Genomic DNA, 17,062 nt, shown 5'->3' with positions numbered 1-17,062 from the left:
TTGCGCTTTTCTTCTGTAAAAAAACGGCTGGAAGTTTCCAGGATATGGAGGGATAGGTGTCGTGTCGGGGGTGGAGAAGGGGGGTTGGGCTGTTCGTGGAATATTTGGGCGTTTTTGTGCTGCGCATTCCGGAAGGAATGTAGGAGATCGTGGAAAGCTCACCCACGTATACTCAGTTTCATCAGAGGCCAATATAATCCATACTTTGGAGGGTGTCCAGATGAAAAGCACAGTGGAAACCGACGCAGCAGCACAGATGACAATAGATACTATTCAGCGTATTGAGGCGGATCCGGAAGTTCTGAGTTTGAATGATTCTTCCCGTTTCTATCGCTATGAGATTGGGCAGGTGGATTTACTTTCGTCCGATGAGGTGAAGAGTTTGGCCCAAAGGATTGAGAAGGCTCGGGCAGTCATAGGCAAACGGCAGCAGCGCGGTCTACAGCGTGTCCCAAAAGAGCCTAAAGAGGTTGAGGCGACACGTGAGGCCAATGAGGCTAAACATTTGCTGGTCGAGGCGAATCTTCGCCTGGTCTTGCATATTGCGCGCAAGTATAAGGGCTTCGGTGTTGACCTGATGGATCTCGTCCAGGAGGGCAATATTGGACTTATGCATGCGGTTGAGAAGTTTGATTATAAGAAAGGCTATCGCTTTAGTACGTATGCGACCTGGTGGATTCGCCAGTATGTGACGCGCGCCCTGGTTGAGCAGGCTCATATGATTCGTGTTCCTCTGTATAAGGTTGAGGAGATTAAGCGCCTGGGTCGCGTACGCCGGCGGATCCAGCAGGAACATGGGTTGGAGAATGAGCCAACCCTGGAGCAACTGGCCCATCAGATGGAGATCAGTGTCCAGCAGGTGATTACGCTCCTGTCGACGAATCAGGAGACAGTGAGCCTGGATATGCCACGCAAAGGTGGCGATGATGAGATCTCTTTGAGCGATATCCTGGAGGATGATCCTATTTATTCACCCGAGCGTATCGTTATTTCAGAGACGCTCAAGGAGCATATTCACGATATGCTGGATACATTGACTCTGCGTGAGAGGAGGGTGATACAGCTGCGCTACGGCCTGGATGGCCTGGGTGAACATAGTTTATCGGAAACGGGTAAAAAGTTAGGCCTGAGTCATGAGGCGGTCCGTCAGGTGGAGTTCCGCGCGTTACGCAAACTCGATCCACCGAGCCGCAACAAGAGGCTTCAGGACTTTTTGGGGTGATGCGATTGAGCCATTTCGATGATGAGGAACAGGAACACAGCTAGGTTCCTGCCAGACCAAAGGTTGAGCCACTCTTGCGCCTGCCAAGCGCATCCGGCTCGACCTTTTTTTATTGCGTTATGCTATTGATAGCCGCTGGTATATAAGAAAGAAAGGACCTGGTCAGAGTTTTCCCCTTGCCAAATAGCCTCCCGTATTCCTTGCCAGGGAATGCCTTTCCTCTCTTACCAGGCATTACTCGATGATGAGTACTTCTAGTCTACCATAGCCCTTCCTGTAACTGCATGAAAAAAGTATTAAAGAATCCACAAATTTGGAATTTATGTTCTATTTTGTTTGAGGTTTCAGGTATGCCAGATCAGGGCTTTTTAATTTTCTTCTTCCTGGCGCCTACGGCACCGGAATCTGGTGTGGTGTGTGTTCTGTGGGCGGCCGCCCACAGAACACACACCACACCAGAAATACTCTGTATATGATTAGCCTGACAGCTACTCCCAGCTGAAAATTAAAAAGCCCTGATGCCAGATTGGGAGCCTTGACGCTGTATGTGGTTGTTGTTAAAATAATGACTATACAGTCAGATAATTACCATGCATTCAGTATTATCATGGATTACAACGGTCACAGTGAGGGAGGCGGCTATGCCATCTATTCCTGTACATGTCTCGCTTAAGGAAAAGCAGCGCGAGGAACGGGAACGGCTTATCGTGCAGACGGCAGAGGAAGTGCTGCTTGAAAAGGGATTTTATGAGACGTCGATGGAGGAAATTGCTGCCCGCGTCGGTATTAGTAAAGGTACCATCTATCTTCATTTTAAGAGTAAGGATGAGCTGGTAACGGCGATTATACAGCAGAATTTGTATGTGTTTCGAGCCGATTTGGATGCCGCGATCACTCAACATACGACGGCCCGGGGAAAATTTGAGGCCATTCTTACCTATCTCTATCAGAAATTTATGTGCCATAATACGCAGTTTCTGACCTCAATTTATAGTGGAGTGGAGCTGCAACATAAGCTGAAGGAACAGAAGAATTTGTTTCGAGAGGTGATGGATTTTCTGTTGCTGCATATCAAGAAAATTATTGAGGATGGGAAGGCCGCAGGTGAGATTGATCCGTCTATTGCAACTCCGGTGATTATGCGTGCTTTCTTTAGTTTGATTACTCCGAGGAGCTACGATGTCTGGCTGGAACAGCATGATGATCTCTCACTCAGCTCGGATGAGTTGATTGCACAGCTCGGGCGGATCTTTTTCGATGGGATTGCGCAGAAAGCTGATTAGAAGCACCCTCGCACCCAATACATCTCATATAGCGACATTCCATACCCTACATGCTCCCTGATGGTGAGCATAACATAGGTCGAGGAGACGACCCACGTCAAAGCCGGGGTTCCCATCTCCTCGGCCCACGTCAAGGTCTCTATTAGCCTGTGAGGGTGCCATTGAGGGCGCGGTCCATGTTGTAGCAGGCGCTGATCAGGGCGAGGTGGGTGAAGGCCTGAGGGAAGTTGCCGAGGGCCTGGCCGGTTGGACTGAATTCTTCTGCATAGAGGCCGACATGGTTGGCGTAGCTTAACATTTTCTCCAGGATGAGGCGCGCTTCTATCAGGCGTCCGGCACGGGCCAGTACTTCGACGAGCCAGAAGCTACAGGGGGTGAATGTGCCTTCGGTACCGCTCAAGCCATCATTGGCGGCTTTGGCTGGATCATAACGATAGACGTGTGAGTCGCTGGTGAGTTCGCGCATGATGCGTTCAAGGGTGCTAATCATCTGGGGATCTGTAGGACCGCAGAACCTGGTTAAGACCATGAGCAGTGAGCTGGCATCAGCCTCAGTACTTCCATAGTATTGCACAAAGCTTTGCTTCTCTGAACTCCAACCATTATCCATAATATCGTCATAAATTTCAGCACTCGTATTTGTCCAATCGGTGATTGGAGCCGGGAGTCCGCGATGCCGGGCGATGCGCAGGGCACGGTCAAAGGCGACCCATGACATGACACGGGAATGGACAAAGTTGCGTGGACCTCCACGTACCTCCCAGATGCCTTCATCCGGAGTGCGCCAATGGTCTCCAAGCCAGCTAAGTAAATGACGCAAATGTTTCCAGAGATCATATGAGATATCCTGATGGCGATTAAAGATGTAGATGGAATCCAGCAATTCACCATAAACATCCAGTTGATTCTGGCAATAGGCTCCATTGCCGATGCGGACCGGTGCACTTTTACGATATCCTTCTAGATGTTCCAGAACCGTTTCGTTCAATTCACGCTTTCCATCAATGGTGTAGATTGGTTGCAGGGAACCGTTTGGCTCTAGTTCGTGACAACGCTGATCCAGCCAGCCCATAAAGGCTTCAGCCTCATCTGTAAAGCCAAGTGTCAATAGACCATAGAGAGTGAAAGAAGCGTCACGCAACCAGACATAGCGGTAATCCCAGTTACGCGGCCCACCAATATGCTCGGGCAAACTGGTGGTCGCGGCCGCGACAATGGCACCGGTAGGAGCATAGGTCAACAATTTCAAGACCAGAGCCGAGCGCTGCACCATCTCACGCCAGCGCCCCTGATAGGTACACTTCGCTAACCAGCCCTGCCAGTATTTCATGGTATCCTGAAAATCCTCCTCATAATGCCGCTCAGTGAGTGGATGGAGCTTCGCATCCCCTTCACGGGTGCACTCCAACAAAAAGTAGACACGCTGATTGGCCTGCAAAGTGAAACTGGCACGCACACCTTTGCGGGCATGTTCTTTTAAAGGGAGGCTCGTAGTCAGGGCAAGACACAAATGCTCGCTTTTAAAAATCACCCCATGCTCATTAAAATCCAGAGTATGCTGGTCGCGAGCATAATTGCAGGCCGGTTGACAGATCATCTCAAAGGGCAGTGATCCCTGCACCACCGATACCGAGCGAATGATATGATGGGGATGCGTGGTATCCCATCCCTGCTTGATCGGCATAAAATCGGTAACCTCGCCGATACCATCATCCGTCAAAAAGCGGGTCACTAAAATATTGGTTTCAGGATAATAGATTTGCCGTGACCGAATCTCCATAGAGTCCGAGAGGGTAGGCGAGATGCGGAAAAAGCCTCCTTTTTCGGCGTCCAGCAGCGCGCCAAAGACGCTGGGAGAATCAAAGCGTGGAATACAACACCAATCGATCGATCCGTTTTTACCTACCAGGGCCACTGTATGCAGATCTCCGATAATACCATAATCCTCAATAGGCTGATACGTAGATGTGCGCATATTTTCCATCGTTTTTTTTCCTTAGCTCGCAGCAAAAAGCGCATTGCAAGAAATAATCGGTTGCTAAACGCTACTATTTATGGATCGACAAAATTCTCCAAGAAATTTATGCTTGTCCTGACAATCATAAGACGCTGCAAAAGTGCAGAAGGAATACATACAAACGCTCCCTCAGGCCAATTCCAAATAGCAGATATAGCCAATTTGGAGGTGGTTGGATTCAGAAAGCAAACAAGGCAGTATAATTACGCGTATATGGGGAAAGGGGTGGGCTGAAATAGATGCGGCATCCCGATCTCGTGGTGCAAATATATGCCATAGAAAAATGAAGATAGATAAAGGTACAGCAAATGCTTATTCATTCACAAATTGTTGAATTTAAAGGGGATGGTACGTCAACCTATGGATATCTGGCCCATCCTAAGGGGGATAGCGGCTTTCCAGCGGTGGTCGTGCTGCAAGAGTGGTGGGGTATTGATACGCATATTCAACAGGTGACTGAGCACCTGGCTCAGGAGGGCTTTGCAGCCCTGGCCCCGGATCTCTACCGAGGTCAGGTGGCCACAACAACTGAGGAGGCCCAGGAGCTATCCCAGAAACTTGATCGCGTGCAGGCGTTGCAGGAAATAGAGCAGGCGATTCACTATTTAGAGACTTCCCCACTGGTACAGGCAAAACAGGTGGGTATGATTGGTTTTGGGATGGGCGCCAGTCTGGCCGCCATGCTGGCTTCGACGGGCCAAAAGTTGGGGGCGCTAGTCTTGTTCTACGGTGGGCGTGGAGATCCTGAGAATTCTAGCCATGAAGAGGCAATCCAGGCGATGAATGCTCCCTTTTTAGGAATTTATGGTGGGGAGGATCAGGCGATTCCCGTGGATTATGTACGCTGGCTTGAAGAGAAGTTAACAACGCTGGGGAAGGAACACCGCATCATTGTCTATCCCGAGGCTTCTCGCTCGTTTCTTAATCCCGGCCAGGAAGCCTATCGGCCCGATGATGCTAGCGATGCATGGTCACAGACCGTCACCTGGCTACAAGACCATCTAGCGCAGGCCTGAGGCCGGCCGAGCGTAGCAATAGCTATACCCGGCATGATTATGATTCTTGATCGGGTTCTTGATGGCGCAAACGTGATGAGCGGGCCGATCGTACGTCGAGTGGGCGCCACCCACATGATCGCGGTTCTTGATGGAACAACGTGATGAGCGGGCCGATCGTACGCCGAGTGGGCGCCACACGCAAGGCCGGCATGCGGCTTGATCAACGGCGATGTGTGTTTAGAGAGCATCACATGCCTGTGGCGCCTACACGAATCATGGTCATTCAACCTTGATCGTTGGGCGACGTGCAAGTACACCAATCATGGTTCGCGAACCTCTCCCACCAGGGAACAAACGTGACTTTTCAAACGTTCCTCATCAATTCCATACCATCCACCGTGATTGGTGTAGGCGCCACAGCACTGCGTCTCGTTCATACGCGTTGGCCCACGTAAACCCAGCAGTGCGGCCTTGCGTGCGGCGCCCACTCGGCGTACGATCGGCTCCCCACAACGCCCACTTGGCGTACGATCGGCTCCCCACAACGCCTACTCGGCGTACGATCGGACCGCCTGTGGTGCACCAATTTGCACGAGATGGATGGTGGTGGTTGATTAGATGTGCGCGACAACGATGCTGATGTTGTCGGCTCCACCACTACGCAGGGCGGTCTGGACCAGACGATCACATAGGACATGGGGATCGTCACAGGCGCGTACGATGCGTTCCATGGCGGGATCGCGCACCATCTCCCAGAGTCCGTCGGAGCAGAGCAGGAGGCGATCGTGGGCTTGCAAGTCGATGGTGAAGGAATCGATGTGCAGCTCTTCACCCTGGCCGAGGCTGCGGTAGATTTTGCTGCGCTCGGGATGTGTGTAGATTTCGTCGGGCGTGATCTCGCCGAAGGCGACTAATGAGGCAACCAGAGAGTGGTCGCGAGTAATCTGGATCAGGCCCGCGCTATCACGGAACAGATAGGTGCGGCTATCGCCAACGTTCACAATATAGGCGCGCTGATTAATCACCAGCGCGGCCGTCAGGGTTGTTCCCATATCCACACCATCGGCCTGCCCACGCTGATAGATGGCCATGTTCGCCCATTCAACTCCCCCGACCAGCATATCCATAAAGAATTCATCGCTAAACTCACGTCCCATGATAATATTCTGCAAGACGGTATGCGACATACTCTGCATAGCGATCTGGCTGGCAAGCAGCCCATCATCATGACCTCCCATACCATCGGCGACCACGAACAGGCCGAAGGGAAGCAACTGGCCCTGGTAGGTATAAGTACCCTGAAACACGACCACACTATCTTCATTGGGAGCAGCACTCCTGGTGAGTCCAGTGTGCCAACCAACTCCAACTTGTAAGGGCAGCACGCGCGGATTTGCGGTGTGAGCAGGTGCCGGAGCAACGCTCAACCGAGGCTCAGAGGCCGGTCGCGTCGGAATTTCTGCCAGATCAACGGTATCACGGCGTTGCGGTAGCGTCAGAGTCGCTATCTGTGCCGTCTGCGGAGCCCGCTGGGGAAGGCGCAAGCGCGGCACCGTCATACTCACCGTGTCAGGGGATACATGCGCGGCCGAAGCAGCCAGAGACAAGTGCTGTGATGGCAGCCAGCTCGCCGCAAGCTGTTGCGAGAGCTGCATTGAGCGCTGCTTATAATGCTGGAAAAGTGCCAGACAGAGACGCAAGAGTAGATACCATAATCCGCCCCATACCAATGACCAGATAAGAGGTGTTCCCAGGAACATCAGGGCCGACATGCGATCAGCAGACCAGTGAGCAGGAAAAACCAGGCATGCCTGAATGAGCAGCAACCATGACTGAGGAGGTAAACCGCCATCAGCAACAAGAAAAAAAACAACCAGGCACGCAACCCCAATCCAGGTCACATAGCGTAGCCAATGATGGATATCATACATGATCAAGAATTCAGCAAACATGCCATATCCCTCTGGTAAGTTTCATAGATCACAACCCACAAATGCATCCACAAAAAGCGTTACTGTGCTATAGGAACAGGAATAGAACCAGTGTCTTCCATCGTCTGCATATATAATTGACACACTACTTCAGTCGCATTATCTTCTCCCAGGTGATCAGCCAGACTATCCTGACAGGCCCCAATGCGATCCATACGAGCGTGAATAAAAGCATGTCGCGCGAATCCAGAAGACAATCCCAGCAATCCGCTGCGCATCGCAACCAGTTCTAGCTCAATCTGTTGGCGAAGTAAAGCAACTTCACTCATCGGAAACACCTCTCACAAAAGACATGTGCAGTGACGATATCTACAGCGTAAAGCGATAAAAACATTGTATCTACAAATTTAACATGCATTGTATGTGCAAACCTGACAATGCAATGAACATGTGTTGAGTATAGGTCACATTGCTTGTCGCGTTCTCCCCGTAAGCTTCAAAATCGACAAAGAGAGCAAGAAAAAAAAGCCCTACAGAGTCCCTTAGTGATAAAATATCGGCAAATGTACAGCCATCAGTACCATAACTATTGACAAAAAATGCACTATATCGTGTAAAATAAACGCATTGCCAAAGAAAATCGAACAAAGACGAGAAGGAATCCCAACCGAATAAGCGAGAGGTAATGCAAGCTGATATGCGAGCATGGAGGGTTAAAAGTGCCCGGGGATACAGGGTAGCGCGACACAGCAGGATCCTCTGCATCGGCTCTACGTGGAGAGAAAGGCAAAACAATCTTTTCTTATACGAAGGGCAATGATCTTATACATCTTATACCAATGTCTTCTATAAATCCTTCATAGTATGTCGTGTATGCCATCTTTTCAGCCATTTGAGCTCAATGAGCGCCAACCATGGACTATTCCCCAGACACATGCTACGTATTTTCTCGTATAGACGTGATGCTCTCTGTGATAAAGGCCAGAAGATGCCTGGTCCTGACGGGATCTAATTTTTCCTCCGTCTTGCCCGCGCGTAGGTCCAACGCCTGTTGTAGCAGATCACTATCAGGAACACGTGGCCTGGCCCAGTCAGTGGCCGCATCTTTTGAAGACCAGCGATTCTCTAGCGCGAAGCGCCACGCCCGACAGGCGTTGAGGATACTGGAATAACCAGCCTCATCATTCTCCGCATGCCAGTGCGCAGACGTAAGAATAGCATCCAGGGACCATGCACGAGGAATCACGCCGAAAATTTCATTGGCCGCCGGACCAAAAATGGGGATGGCATACTCACGTGCAATAGCGCGGTCCAGGATAAACCAGTGAGGAGGTTCATCTTCAGGATGATAGGTAACATGATATGACATACGCGGGCCAGAATTAAGATTAACTTCAAAGCTGGTTGTAACTGAAGGATGCCGGACCGTCTCTTCAGCATAAAGCACAAATTCACAGCCCCGCGTCGGACAGGGCAAGGCTGGATGTGAAAGCAATGCCACAATCTGCTCTTTTTCTTTCTGGCCAAGTGGTTGCGCACAGATCCCCTGTATATCGATATCGCTCTGCCCAGGAATAAATCCACCCAATGCCGCAGAGCCAAGAAGATAAACCCCCACCAGATTTTCCCGCAAATAGTCCTGAAGTCGCTCAACTACCTGCAAAGAATACGCCTGAATTTCCGCTGGTAACTGTTGCAATCGACGATCCAGATCCATAATACTCGACATCTCCTCTTATAATATTGCGACAAATTGATCATGGTATCTCTTATTGTAACAGAAAAGATATTATCTTGAGATCGGTAGCTTAAGACATTTAAGAACTTAGACACTAGAGACATGTGCAGAAATGTCTTAAGTTGGTAGTTCAACCTCGTTTTTAGCTCATAGCTTAAGACATTTAAGAACTTAGACACTAGAGACATGTGCAGAAATGTCTTATCATTGCAAAACTATGATATGAAAGCGTTTCATTTCCTTTTTATAGTAAAATTATCTTTTTCTATTATTATTAATTTATTAATAATATATATTATAATATATTTATATATATAAATATATTATAATAACATACATACGTATGTGGAACCTGGAATGAAGAATGTAAATGTACAAGACAATCCACTTCATTCTTGCACAGCCTGATTCTTCACTGAAATAACATGTTTCCTGATAACTTAAGACATTTTTGCCAATGTCTCTAGTGTCTAAGTTCTTAAATGTCTTAAGCTGTCAATCTCACACAGCTTTTTACCCCACAACTTAAGACATTTTTGCACATGTCTCTAGTGTCTAAGTTCTTAAATGTCTTAAGCTGTCAATCTCAAATCATTATGATAGATAAAAGAAGCGATCTCAGACTTAGCGGTAGGTCTTGTCCCCAATACCTTTCACGTAGCAACGTTGGGGACCACGAAAACGACGTGAAAAGCAGCGAATCGTCCATCGAGGAGAAGACGTGAGAATCCAGCTGAGCGTCCATCGAGAGCGTGATAAGCCGGCGTGACGTACGTCGAGTGGGCGCCACACGCAAGGTCGGCATGCGGCTTGATTAACGGCGATACGTGTTTAGCAAGCATCGCATGCCTGTGGCGCCTACACGAATCATGTTTCTTCATGCATGATCGTTCCGGAACGTTTTGGTGGGCGATCATGGGATCATTCCCTCACACACGTTCCAATATGATCAGGCCACCTCCACCGTGAGTGGTGTAGACGTACGTCGAGTGGGCGCCACACGCAAGGCCGGCGTGCGGCTTGATCAACGGCGATACGTGTAGAAAAGACCTCGCATGCCTGTGGCACCTACACTCATCTTGTTTCTTTAGGCATAATCTCTCCGCAATGTTTTGGTGGGCGATCATGGGATCATTCCCTCACACACGTTCCAATATGATCAGGCCACCTCCACCGTGAGTGGTGTAGACGCCACAGCACTGCGAGTCGTTCATGCACGTTGGCCCTCGTCAACGCAGCAGTGCGGCCTTGCGTGCAATACATCTCACGTAGCGATAGAGAAGCCCGACATGGTCATGATCAGGAACCTTGACGTAGGTCGAGGGGACGGCAACCCGCAAGGGGATTGCCCTACAAAATTCATTTCCAGGTCACTTTATCATGCAGGAAGAGGACAACTATCATGTTCTCTTTAAGAGGATGAAAAAAGAAAAACGACAGATGTAGGGCAATCCCCTTGCGGGTTGCCGTCTCCTCTCCACACGGTTCGGTCGCTGCAACATGATCCTGTCCAGGCCACAAATCGCTACGTGAGATGGATTGGGCCTTGCGTGTGCCCACTCGACGTACGATCCGGGCTGCTCATACCCCATACGACGTACACGACGCCACGCCATGGAGCGGGCTAACCGAAAGGCATTGGGGACGAACTCTGACGCGAAGTTGGGGAGCGTTATCTTTGGCGCTGCTAAATATGTCTCTATGATCTTTTTTGTCTTTGAGAATTTTTTACTTTTTATATTTACTCAGATCATAATATGCTGGCTTATATTTTGAATATCAATAAAAATCTTTGGGTGTATTTTGATGCTAAAACTATGCAATGCTATTTATTGCGATTCTAAGGGCCGCAGAAAGTCCTTGGAGCGATGTAATGTAACCATCAACGTGTATATCACGTAAAGCCTCAGAATTTGATTGTAGCGCTATTTAGAGCCTGTTGCAAAAATGCAGGAGATACTAACAGATAATGGACAGTGGTTTTCCAAAACAAAAAGGCAATAAAGTGGTGGAAAGAAATTTGCTCCTCCTGACATCCTATCGAGTAGTTCATGCTCTTTAGCCCTGCGTAGCTACATCTACGTATCTAGATAAATTCTCATCATGATTGACAAAAATGTCATCCAAAAATATCAATTCTCTTTAGTCAGATTCTTGTGCCAATCGATGTAATTGACAGATGTGTCATTTCTATATACCTATTATTAAATATATTTTTTATGAAATATCCATAGAAAGAAGTATATATTTGATTTATTGAATATTGTTTGTTTTTTTGGTTGAGAAATGGTTGTGTTTTGGTGAACATTTTTTTCTATGAGCACAGCATTGCTAGTATCAGGTAGAGATTTCTACACCTCCAGCAAAGTTGATCGTCTCTACTTATGTGGTGCAAGCCCCCTTGATAGGCTTCTTGACCATATATTTCAAATAGTTTATTTTTGGTTAAGAAATCTTTACTTCCATAAATGCTCAATATATGTTAATATGCGCCTGTAAAGACATATGATCTGTCGAAGAAAGGAGCATACAATGTCTGGTATGTTACAGATCCCATGAGTGTTGGCTGTTGCGATGTATGTGTTGCCATACGATTATAGGTGTACCTATAGCATGGCAGCGCAAAGTAAAAAAGCTTTGATTGTTAAACTGGCAGTTGTGTAGATAGTGAGGAAGCGAATAAGCATGATAACAGATCCAACAGAAGAGCAGAAAGAAGAGTTGGAGAATAACGTTAGAAAGTACATTGACGGGCTGCGTACGGGAAAACTGATAGAGCGTGCCCGCAACTATGGTGAGTGGGAGAGCGTCGTTCGCTCAATCGAAGATGTGTACAACGAGACAGGAGGAAATACGCGCAAAGTAGCGCTACTCCTCGACAATTTGTCTACCCAGAGCAAAGGTATATGTGACATCTTTGAACCTCCTCGTCCTACTCTGGAGCAGGTAGTGGATGCGGAAAGCGGCATGATCAGCTATCCAGAGTTGCCGGCTGAAGTGGTTCTATCACCTGAAATGAGTATTGGCGCATGCCGTTTTCTGGATGAATATGAACGTTTTAGCATAGCGGCCTCACCTGAGGGCTATGGTGATTTCCATGTTTTTTGCGGGCTGTGGTTGCTGTCGGTCGTTGCGGCCAGGCGCATCTACCTGCCGATGAAGCGCAAAAAGATGTACACCAACTTGATGTTTGCGATGTGCGCGCCTACCTCTTTGTATGCCAAATCGACCACCGCCCTGGTTGCCAAGGATATCCTCAAAGCGGCCCACCTGGGCCACTTGCTCGGACCTGACCGAGCAACGCCCGCCAAGTTGATGAGTGACATGGCAGGAGTTTCTGTGATTGAGGACTACGGAGATCTTCCCCTGGAAAAACAAGAGCTGATCAAAAAGCGGCTGGCACTGGCGGGACAACGCGGCCTGTTTTTTGATGAATTTGGAAAATTTGTGCAGGGTATGTTGAAGAAGGGAAGTTCAACGACGGATTTCTCCGAGCTGTTTTTGACGCTCGACAGTTGTCCAGATGAGTATGAGAGCGGGACCATTTCGCGTGGAGGTGAGTCTATTAAACAACCGTATCTGGCGGTGCTGGGTACAATGACGCCTGCGAACTTACGAGAAAATGCCAGTGCCGGTTCTGAACTATGGATCGATGGTTTCTGGGCTCGTATCGGTTTTGTGGTGGCAATGATTGATTCATATAAAGATCAGCCCCTGGATGCGGAAGAGTTGCCGATTCCGGTTGAACTTGTCAATATTATACGCGACTGGCATCAACGTCTGGGTGTCCCTGAGTGCCGCATTGATCGTACGGTTGATGATGTCCCTGGGCGTTCACAAAATACACGCTATCTTGTAGCGAGAGATCCATTACCAGAGACAGCCTGTACAATTTCTGAGGAGGCACATGATGCCTGGAAGCGCTATCGCAGTGCGTTAAAAAAGATGCTGCTGAGCTTTAATCATGAGGATTTCCATGGTAGCTATACACGCTTACCTGAAGCTGGTTTGCGTATGGCGCTTCTCATGGCAAGCCTGGAGAACAATAATCACATTGAACTTCGGCATTGGGCGAAAGCGCAAACCCTGGTTGAGCTGTTACGTAAAAATCTGCACGCATTGTATGCCCAGATCAATAGCGGTCACGTATCCGTAAAAGCGAAACTGGAAGATAAAATATACGAGAAACTGGCCCATCTGAAAGGCAAAGGTGTTTATGCGATCAGCGTCTCGCAATTAAAGAACTCGTATATGAAAACATTGAGCTCAAAAGAGTTGAAGGAGACCCTGGATAGCATGGTCCGAGTTGGTATCCTTAAACACGCTCCCAGCGCGTATTCTCCTTCCGGCAAATATTCTATTGCCGAGAGTTCAACGCGAACCGTTAGTCAGTAGGGGGAAACAAGAATGGCGATTGTTTCAAAGCTCTACGATATTACTAGTTTGATTGAACGCTATGCGAGCATCCAGGTGGTAAATAAAGCGGTCGTACGTGGTATCCGTGAGCTTCACTCCAATTGTCCCTGGTGTGGAGGTCATGATCGTTTCATATCGCGACCAGAAACCGGCCAATATACGTGTGCGACCCGCGCAAGCGGATGTGGACGCCATGGTGATGGGGTGAATTTCCTGGTTGAGTATGTCGGAATGTCGGTACGGGAAGCGATGACTGAACTGGGAATAGATGAATTTTCAGCGCATAAAAGGGCGGCGCCTATTCCTGCTAAGAGTAGCCGGGAAACGCCCCCCAACAAGAACTGGCAAGAGTCTGGCCTTAATTTGCTTGGGTATGCAGAAAAAGCATTATGGAATACATCTGGCGGGAAGGAGATGCTAAATTACTTACGGGGCAGAGGCCTGAATGATGACACTATTAAACGCAAACGCTTTGGCTACATTCCACCCAGGAAAGATGGAAACTGGTATATCGGCTCGTTTGAGGATTGGGGCTTTGATGTAGCCAGGCTCACACCAGAAGTGAAAGCGAAAAAAGGCGTGAGAATCCCACCTGGGATCCTCATTCCCTGGTTGTCCGCCGATGAATTATGGCGCCTGTCTATCAAACGTCCAGATCAGCCAAAGGGGAAAGATTCCGGACAGGTCCTGGGGAGTGGTGAAGGACTATACAATGTGGATCTGGTACGCTACGATCAGCCGGCAATGCTGGTCGAGTCTGAAATCTGCGCATGTAGTGTCGAACAGGAAGCGGGCGATCTCATAAACTGTGTGGCGACTGGCTCTGTCTCACGCGGTCGCTTACTACGCTGGATCGCAAAATTGACCCTGGCTTCTTTTGTGTTGCAAGGATACGATGAAGATGAAGCCGGGTATGAAGGGGCAGCCTACTGGCTGAAAGCCCTGAAGCACAGCTATCGCTGGAGTCCCACGATTGCGAAGGATCCCAATGATATTCTGCGCCAACAGCACAACAAAGCTGCCAGGTACACATTACGACAATGGGTAGAGTCCGGCATCGCGTCTGTACCTCAAGAACTGGTGGCAGAAGCGGCACCAGTAGCTATAAAATCAGTGGAGGTAGCCCCTCAGGAACCTCCGGTTATCCAGTCTGTTGAGCCAGATACGCCAATGGATCGAGAGACAGAGTTGCTCATCACAGCAAACACCGTCTCTCAAATCATCGACATCTTCGGCGGGCCTGAAAACGTGAAGTGGACAATGCGTGAACCTGGTGCCCCACTAGAGATTCCATACTATCCAGTCACGTTATCACAACTCCCCAGGAAAATCTGCCCCCATGTCCACTTACGTGAGCGCCGCATCTCAGCAAATGTCATCCGACCAGTAGCTCGTCAGTGTCCCAATCGTCCTCTCGCCTGTGGATGGTGTGAGGAGCATGCCACATCACACGAGCTACTGTGCCTCCTCTCAAAATTAGCCTATCCAGCCCTCGAATTAGGGGCACGCGGAATAGAGGCCGGCGTCGCCAATGCCGAATGGTATGCATGCCTCGTAAGCCATAAGCACGCAACCGAAGATATCCGCAGGCTAAAAGCCAGATTCTCCCTGGCACCCGCGTAGTAACGCACCCATGAGGTGAGGACCCCTCTCCCCCCACCACGCAAACCATCCCGTGGTTGCGTTTCTCTGCATGGCCTCTCTTTGTACTCATGCCACCACTTCGCGTACGCGTGGCTAGTGAAGCGAGGAGGTCATAAAGCAATATGATCGTGTTAAGAAACCTTAACGTGTGGCGAGGAGGTCGTAAAGCAATATGGTCATGTTAAGGAACCTTTACGTGAGGCAAGGAGACGGCAACCCGCAAGGGGATTACCCTACATCTGTCGTGTTTCTTGTTACATTGTTTGAAGATGCAATAAACGTTCATGCTTGACGTAGAGGAAAAAGCAACCTGGAAATGACTTTTGTAGGGCAATCCCCTTGCGGGTTGCCGTCTCCTCCGCCCTCGTCAACGTTCGTGTTGACGATCATGATCGCCGTCTCCTCCGCCCTCGCCAATGTCCCTGTTGGCGATCATGATCGCCCTCACATCGACACGTTGTTCGGTCGCTTCAACATGATCCTGGACAGGCAAACAAATCCCTACGTGAGATGGATTGCACGCAAGGCCCAATCCATCTCACGTAGCAACGTTTCAGCCCCGACATGCTCATGATCAGGAACCTTTACGTGAGGCGAGGAGGTTATAAAGCAATATGGTCGTGTTGAGGAACCTTTACGTGAGGCGAGGAGACGGCAACCCGCAAGGGGATTGCCCTACATCTATCTTTTCTCTTGTTTCGTTATTTAAAGATGTAATGAATCTTCACACTTTAAATAGATGACAAATCAACCTGGAAATGACTTTTGTAGTCTCCTCCGCCCTTACCAATGTCCCTGTTAACGATTATGGTCGCCATCTCCTCCGCTCTCGTCGAGGTATCTGGTTATGATCATGCCCAATGTTAGAAAAATATACAAGTTAGTCAGAAAAATCTTTCACATCTTTTCCTTCCATTTTCTTCTTTTCTCTCTCCTCTTGCTTTGCCCGTTGCTTCTCTTCAAACGCAGCTGGATTATTCAAAATGTATTTATTCTGCGCATCAAAATCTCGTTTACCTCGAACGATATGGTCATGAAATTGTGCTTGCCATATTTTACCTGGAAGATCAACGTTATTTTCTTTAATATACCGCAACCAAGCATTAGCCGCACACGACTTATAGGCACCAATGATTTGAGAAACACTCGCTATACCGGGTCCTTCTCCTTCTATAACCAAAATACAATGCAAATGATCATACATCACCATAATGGTTCCGGGAGCAACACCTTCATATCTTTGTGAAAGTTTGGTCCATTCCTCATAAAGGATAGCCTGTAAAATTGGATTTTGAAACAACCATTGACGATCTTCCGTACAAATGGTAATCACATATGCACCCGGCAACCGATAATCATACCCTTCTAGACGCAATTTCTTTCTCTGCGGCCAACCTTTTCGCCTCTTAGAATTTTCCATTCATTCCTCCTCATACAATTCTTACATAAACATATGTCTACATTCTCCCCAAAAACGGAAATAATGATAGTATCCCGGTGAAAATGCGAAGGGCTGGTAAAGCAATATGGTCGTGTTGAGGAACCTTTACGTGAAGCGAGGAGACGGCAACCCGCAAGGGGATTGCCCTACATCTGTCTTTTTTCTTGTTACATTGTTTGAAGATGCAATAAACGTTCATGCTTGACGTAGAGGAAAAAGCAACCTGGAAATGACTTTTGTAGGGCAATCCCCTTGCGGGTTGCCGTCTCCTCCGCCCTCGTCAACGTTCGTGTTGACGATCATGATCGCTGTCTCCTCCGCCCTCGCCAATGTCCCTGTTGGCGATCATGATCGCCCTCACATCGACACGTT

At 48.7% G+C, this 17,062-nt stretch carries 11 protein-coding genes; 5 read left to right on the top strand and 6 right to left on the bottom strand.

What is annotated here, in order from left to right:
• Positions 1 to 220: 220 nt before the first annotated feature.
• Both EL633_RS30850 and EL633_RS30845 read left to right on the top strand, forming a co-directional pair.
• The gene (locus EL633_RS30850; protein ID WP_126631060.1) at positions 221 to 1,222 is read left to right on the top strand and encodes a sigma-70 family RNA polymerase sigma factor; all 1,002 of its coding nucleotides are present in this window, start codon (positions 221 to 223) and stop codon (positions 1,220 to 1,222) included.
• A gap of 641 nt (positions 1,223 to 1,863) precedes the next feature.
• Positions 1,864 to 2,505, top strand: a complete 642-nt coding sequence (locus EL633_RS30845; protein WP_161982575.1) for a TetR/AcrR family transcriptional regulator — start codon at positions 1,864 to 1,866, stop codon at positions 2,503 to 2,505.
• 142 nt (positions 2,506 to 2,647) lie between these two features.
• Here the strand turns inward: EL633_RS30845 and EL633_RS30840 are convergent, their stop codons facing one another.
• On the bottom strand, positions 2,648 to 4,489 hold the full coding sequence (locus tag EL633_RS30840) for a glycoside hydrolase family 15 protein (RefSeq protein WP_126631058.1): 1,842 nt from the start codon (positions 4,487 to 4,489) through the stop codon (positions 2,648 to 2,650).
• 341 nt (positions 4,490 to 4,830) lie between these two features.
• Here EL633_RS30840 and EL633_RS30835 point away from each other — a divergent pair, with 341 nt between their 5' ends.
• Positions 4,831 to 5,538, top strand: a complete 708-nt coding sequence (locus EL633_RS30835; RefSeq protein ID WP_126631057.1) for a dienelactone hydrolase family protein — start codon at positions 4,831 to 4,833, stop codon at positions 5,536 to 5,538.
• A 596-nt stretch (positions 5,539 to 6,134) separates the two neighbouring features.
• Here the strand turns inward: EL633_RS30835 and EL633_RS30830 are convergent.
• From EL633_RS30830 to EL633_RS30820, 3 genes are all read right to left on the bottom strand, one after another.
• Complete coding sequence (locus tag EL633_RS30830; RefSeq protein ID WP_126631056.1) at positions 6,135 to 7,472, bottom strand: PP2C family protein-serine/threonine phosphatase; 1,338 nt, start codon at positions 7,470 to 7,472, stop codon at positions 6,135 to 6,137.
• Positions 7,473 to 7,531: 59 nt separating this feature from the next.
• The gene (locus tag EL633_RS37050) at positions 7,532 to 7,780 is read right to left on the bottom strand and encodes a hypothetical protein (RefSeq protein WP_126631055.1); all 249 of its coding nucleotides are present in this window, start codon (positions 7,778 to 7,780) and stop codon (positions 7,532 to 7,534) included.
• A gap of 608 nt (positions 7,781 to 8,388) precedes the next feature.
• Entirely contained in the window at positions 8,389 to 9,168 is a 780-nt protein-coding gene (locus EL633_RS30820; RefSeq protein WP_126631054.1) for an aminoglycoside adenylyltransferase domain-containing protein, read from the bottom strand.
• A 2,706-nt stretch (positions 9,169 to 11,874) separates the two neighbouring features.
• Between EL633_RS30820 and EL633_RS30815 the strand changes: the two genes are divergently transcribed.
• Positions 11,875 to 13,584 (top strand): DUF3987 domain-containing protein, encoded by a 1,710-nt coding sequence (locus tag EL633_RS30815; protein ID WP_126631053.1) that lies wholly within the window; start codon positions 11,875 to 11,877, stop codon positions 13,582 to 13,584.
• 12 nt (positions 13,585 to 13,596) lie between these two features.
• On the top strand, positions 13,597 to 15,228 hold the full coding sequence (locus EL633_RS30810; protein ID WP_126631052.1) for a hypothetical protein: 1,632 nt from the start codon (positions 13,597 to 13,599) through the stop codon (positions 15,226 to 15,228).
• 388 nt (positions 15,229 to 15,616) lie between these two features.
• Here EL633_RS30810 and EL633_RS37950 read toward each other — a convergent pair whose 3' ends face one another.
• Together EL633_RS37950 and EL633_RS30805 are read right to left on the bottom strand one after the other, a co-directional pair.
• The gene (locus EL633_RS37950; protein ID WP_281275959.1) at positions 15,617 to 15,742 is read right to left on the bottom strand and encodes a hypothetical protein; all 126 of its coding nucleotides are present in this window, start codon (positions 15,740 to 15,742) and stop codon (positions 15,617 to 15,619) included.
• Positions 15,743 to 16,129: 387 nt separating this feature from the next.
• Positions 16,130 to 16,669 (bottom strand): transposase, encoded by a 540-nt coding sequence (locus EL633_RS30805; RefSeq protein ID WP_126631051.1) that lies wholly within the window; start codon positions 16,667 to 16,669, stop codon positions 16,130 to 16,132.
• Between the last annotated feature and the right edge of the window lie 393 nt (positions 16,670 to 17,062).

This window comes from Dictyobacter alpinus (genome assembly GCF_003967575.1).
Classification (GTDB): Bacteria; Chloroflexota; Ktedonobacteria; order Ktedonobacterales; family Ktedonobacteraceae; genus Dictyobacter; species Dictyobacter alpinus.
Note: the sequence above shows the minus strand (reverse complement) of the source record. Positions and strands in the feature narration are given on the sequence as shown.

Coding starts and splice junctions, on each gene's coding strand:
- EL633_RS30850 (WP_126631060.1), top strand. CDS start 221: ATGAAAAGCACAGTGGAAACCGACGCAGCAGCACAGATGACAATAGAT.
- EL633_RS30845 (WP_161982575.1), top strand. CDS start 1,864: ATGCCATCTATTCCTGTACATGTCTCGCTTAAGGAAAAGCAGCGCGAG.
- EL633_RS30840 (WP_126631058.1), bottom strand. CDS start 4,489: ATGGAAAATATGCGCACATCTACGTATCAGCCTATTGAGGATTATGGT.
- EL633_RS30835 (WP_126631057.1), top strand. CDS start 4,831: ATGCTTATTCATTCACAAATTGTTGAATTTAAAGGGGATGGTACGTCA.
- EL633_RS30830 (WP_126631056.1), bottom strand. CDS start 7,472: ATGTTTGCTGAATTCTTGATCATGTATGATATCCATCATTGGCTACGC.
- EL633_RS37050 (WP_126631055.1), bottom strand. CDS start 7,780: ATGAGTGAAGTTGCTTTACTTCGCCAACAGATTGAGCTAGAACTGGTT.
- EL633_RS30820 (WP_126631054.1), bottom strand. CDS start 9,168: ATGGATCTGGATCGTCGATTGCAACAGTTACCAGCGGAAATTCAGGCG.
- EL633_RS30815 (WP_126631053.1), top strand. CDS start 11,875: ATGATAACAGATCCAACAGAAGAGCAGAAAGAAGAGTTGGAGAATAAC.
- EL633_RS30810 (WP_126631052.1), top strand. CDS start 13,597: ATGGCGATTGTTTCAAAGCTCTACGATATTACTAGTTTGATTGAACGC.
- EL633_RS30805 (WP_126631051.1), bottom strand. CDS start 16,669: ATGGAAAATTCTAAGAGGCGAAAAGGTTGGCCGCAGAGAAAGAAATTG.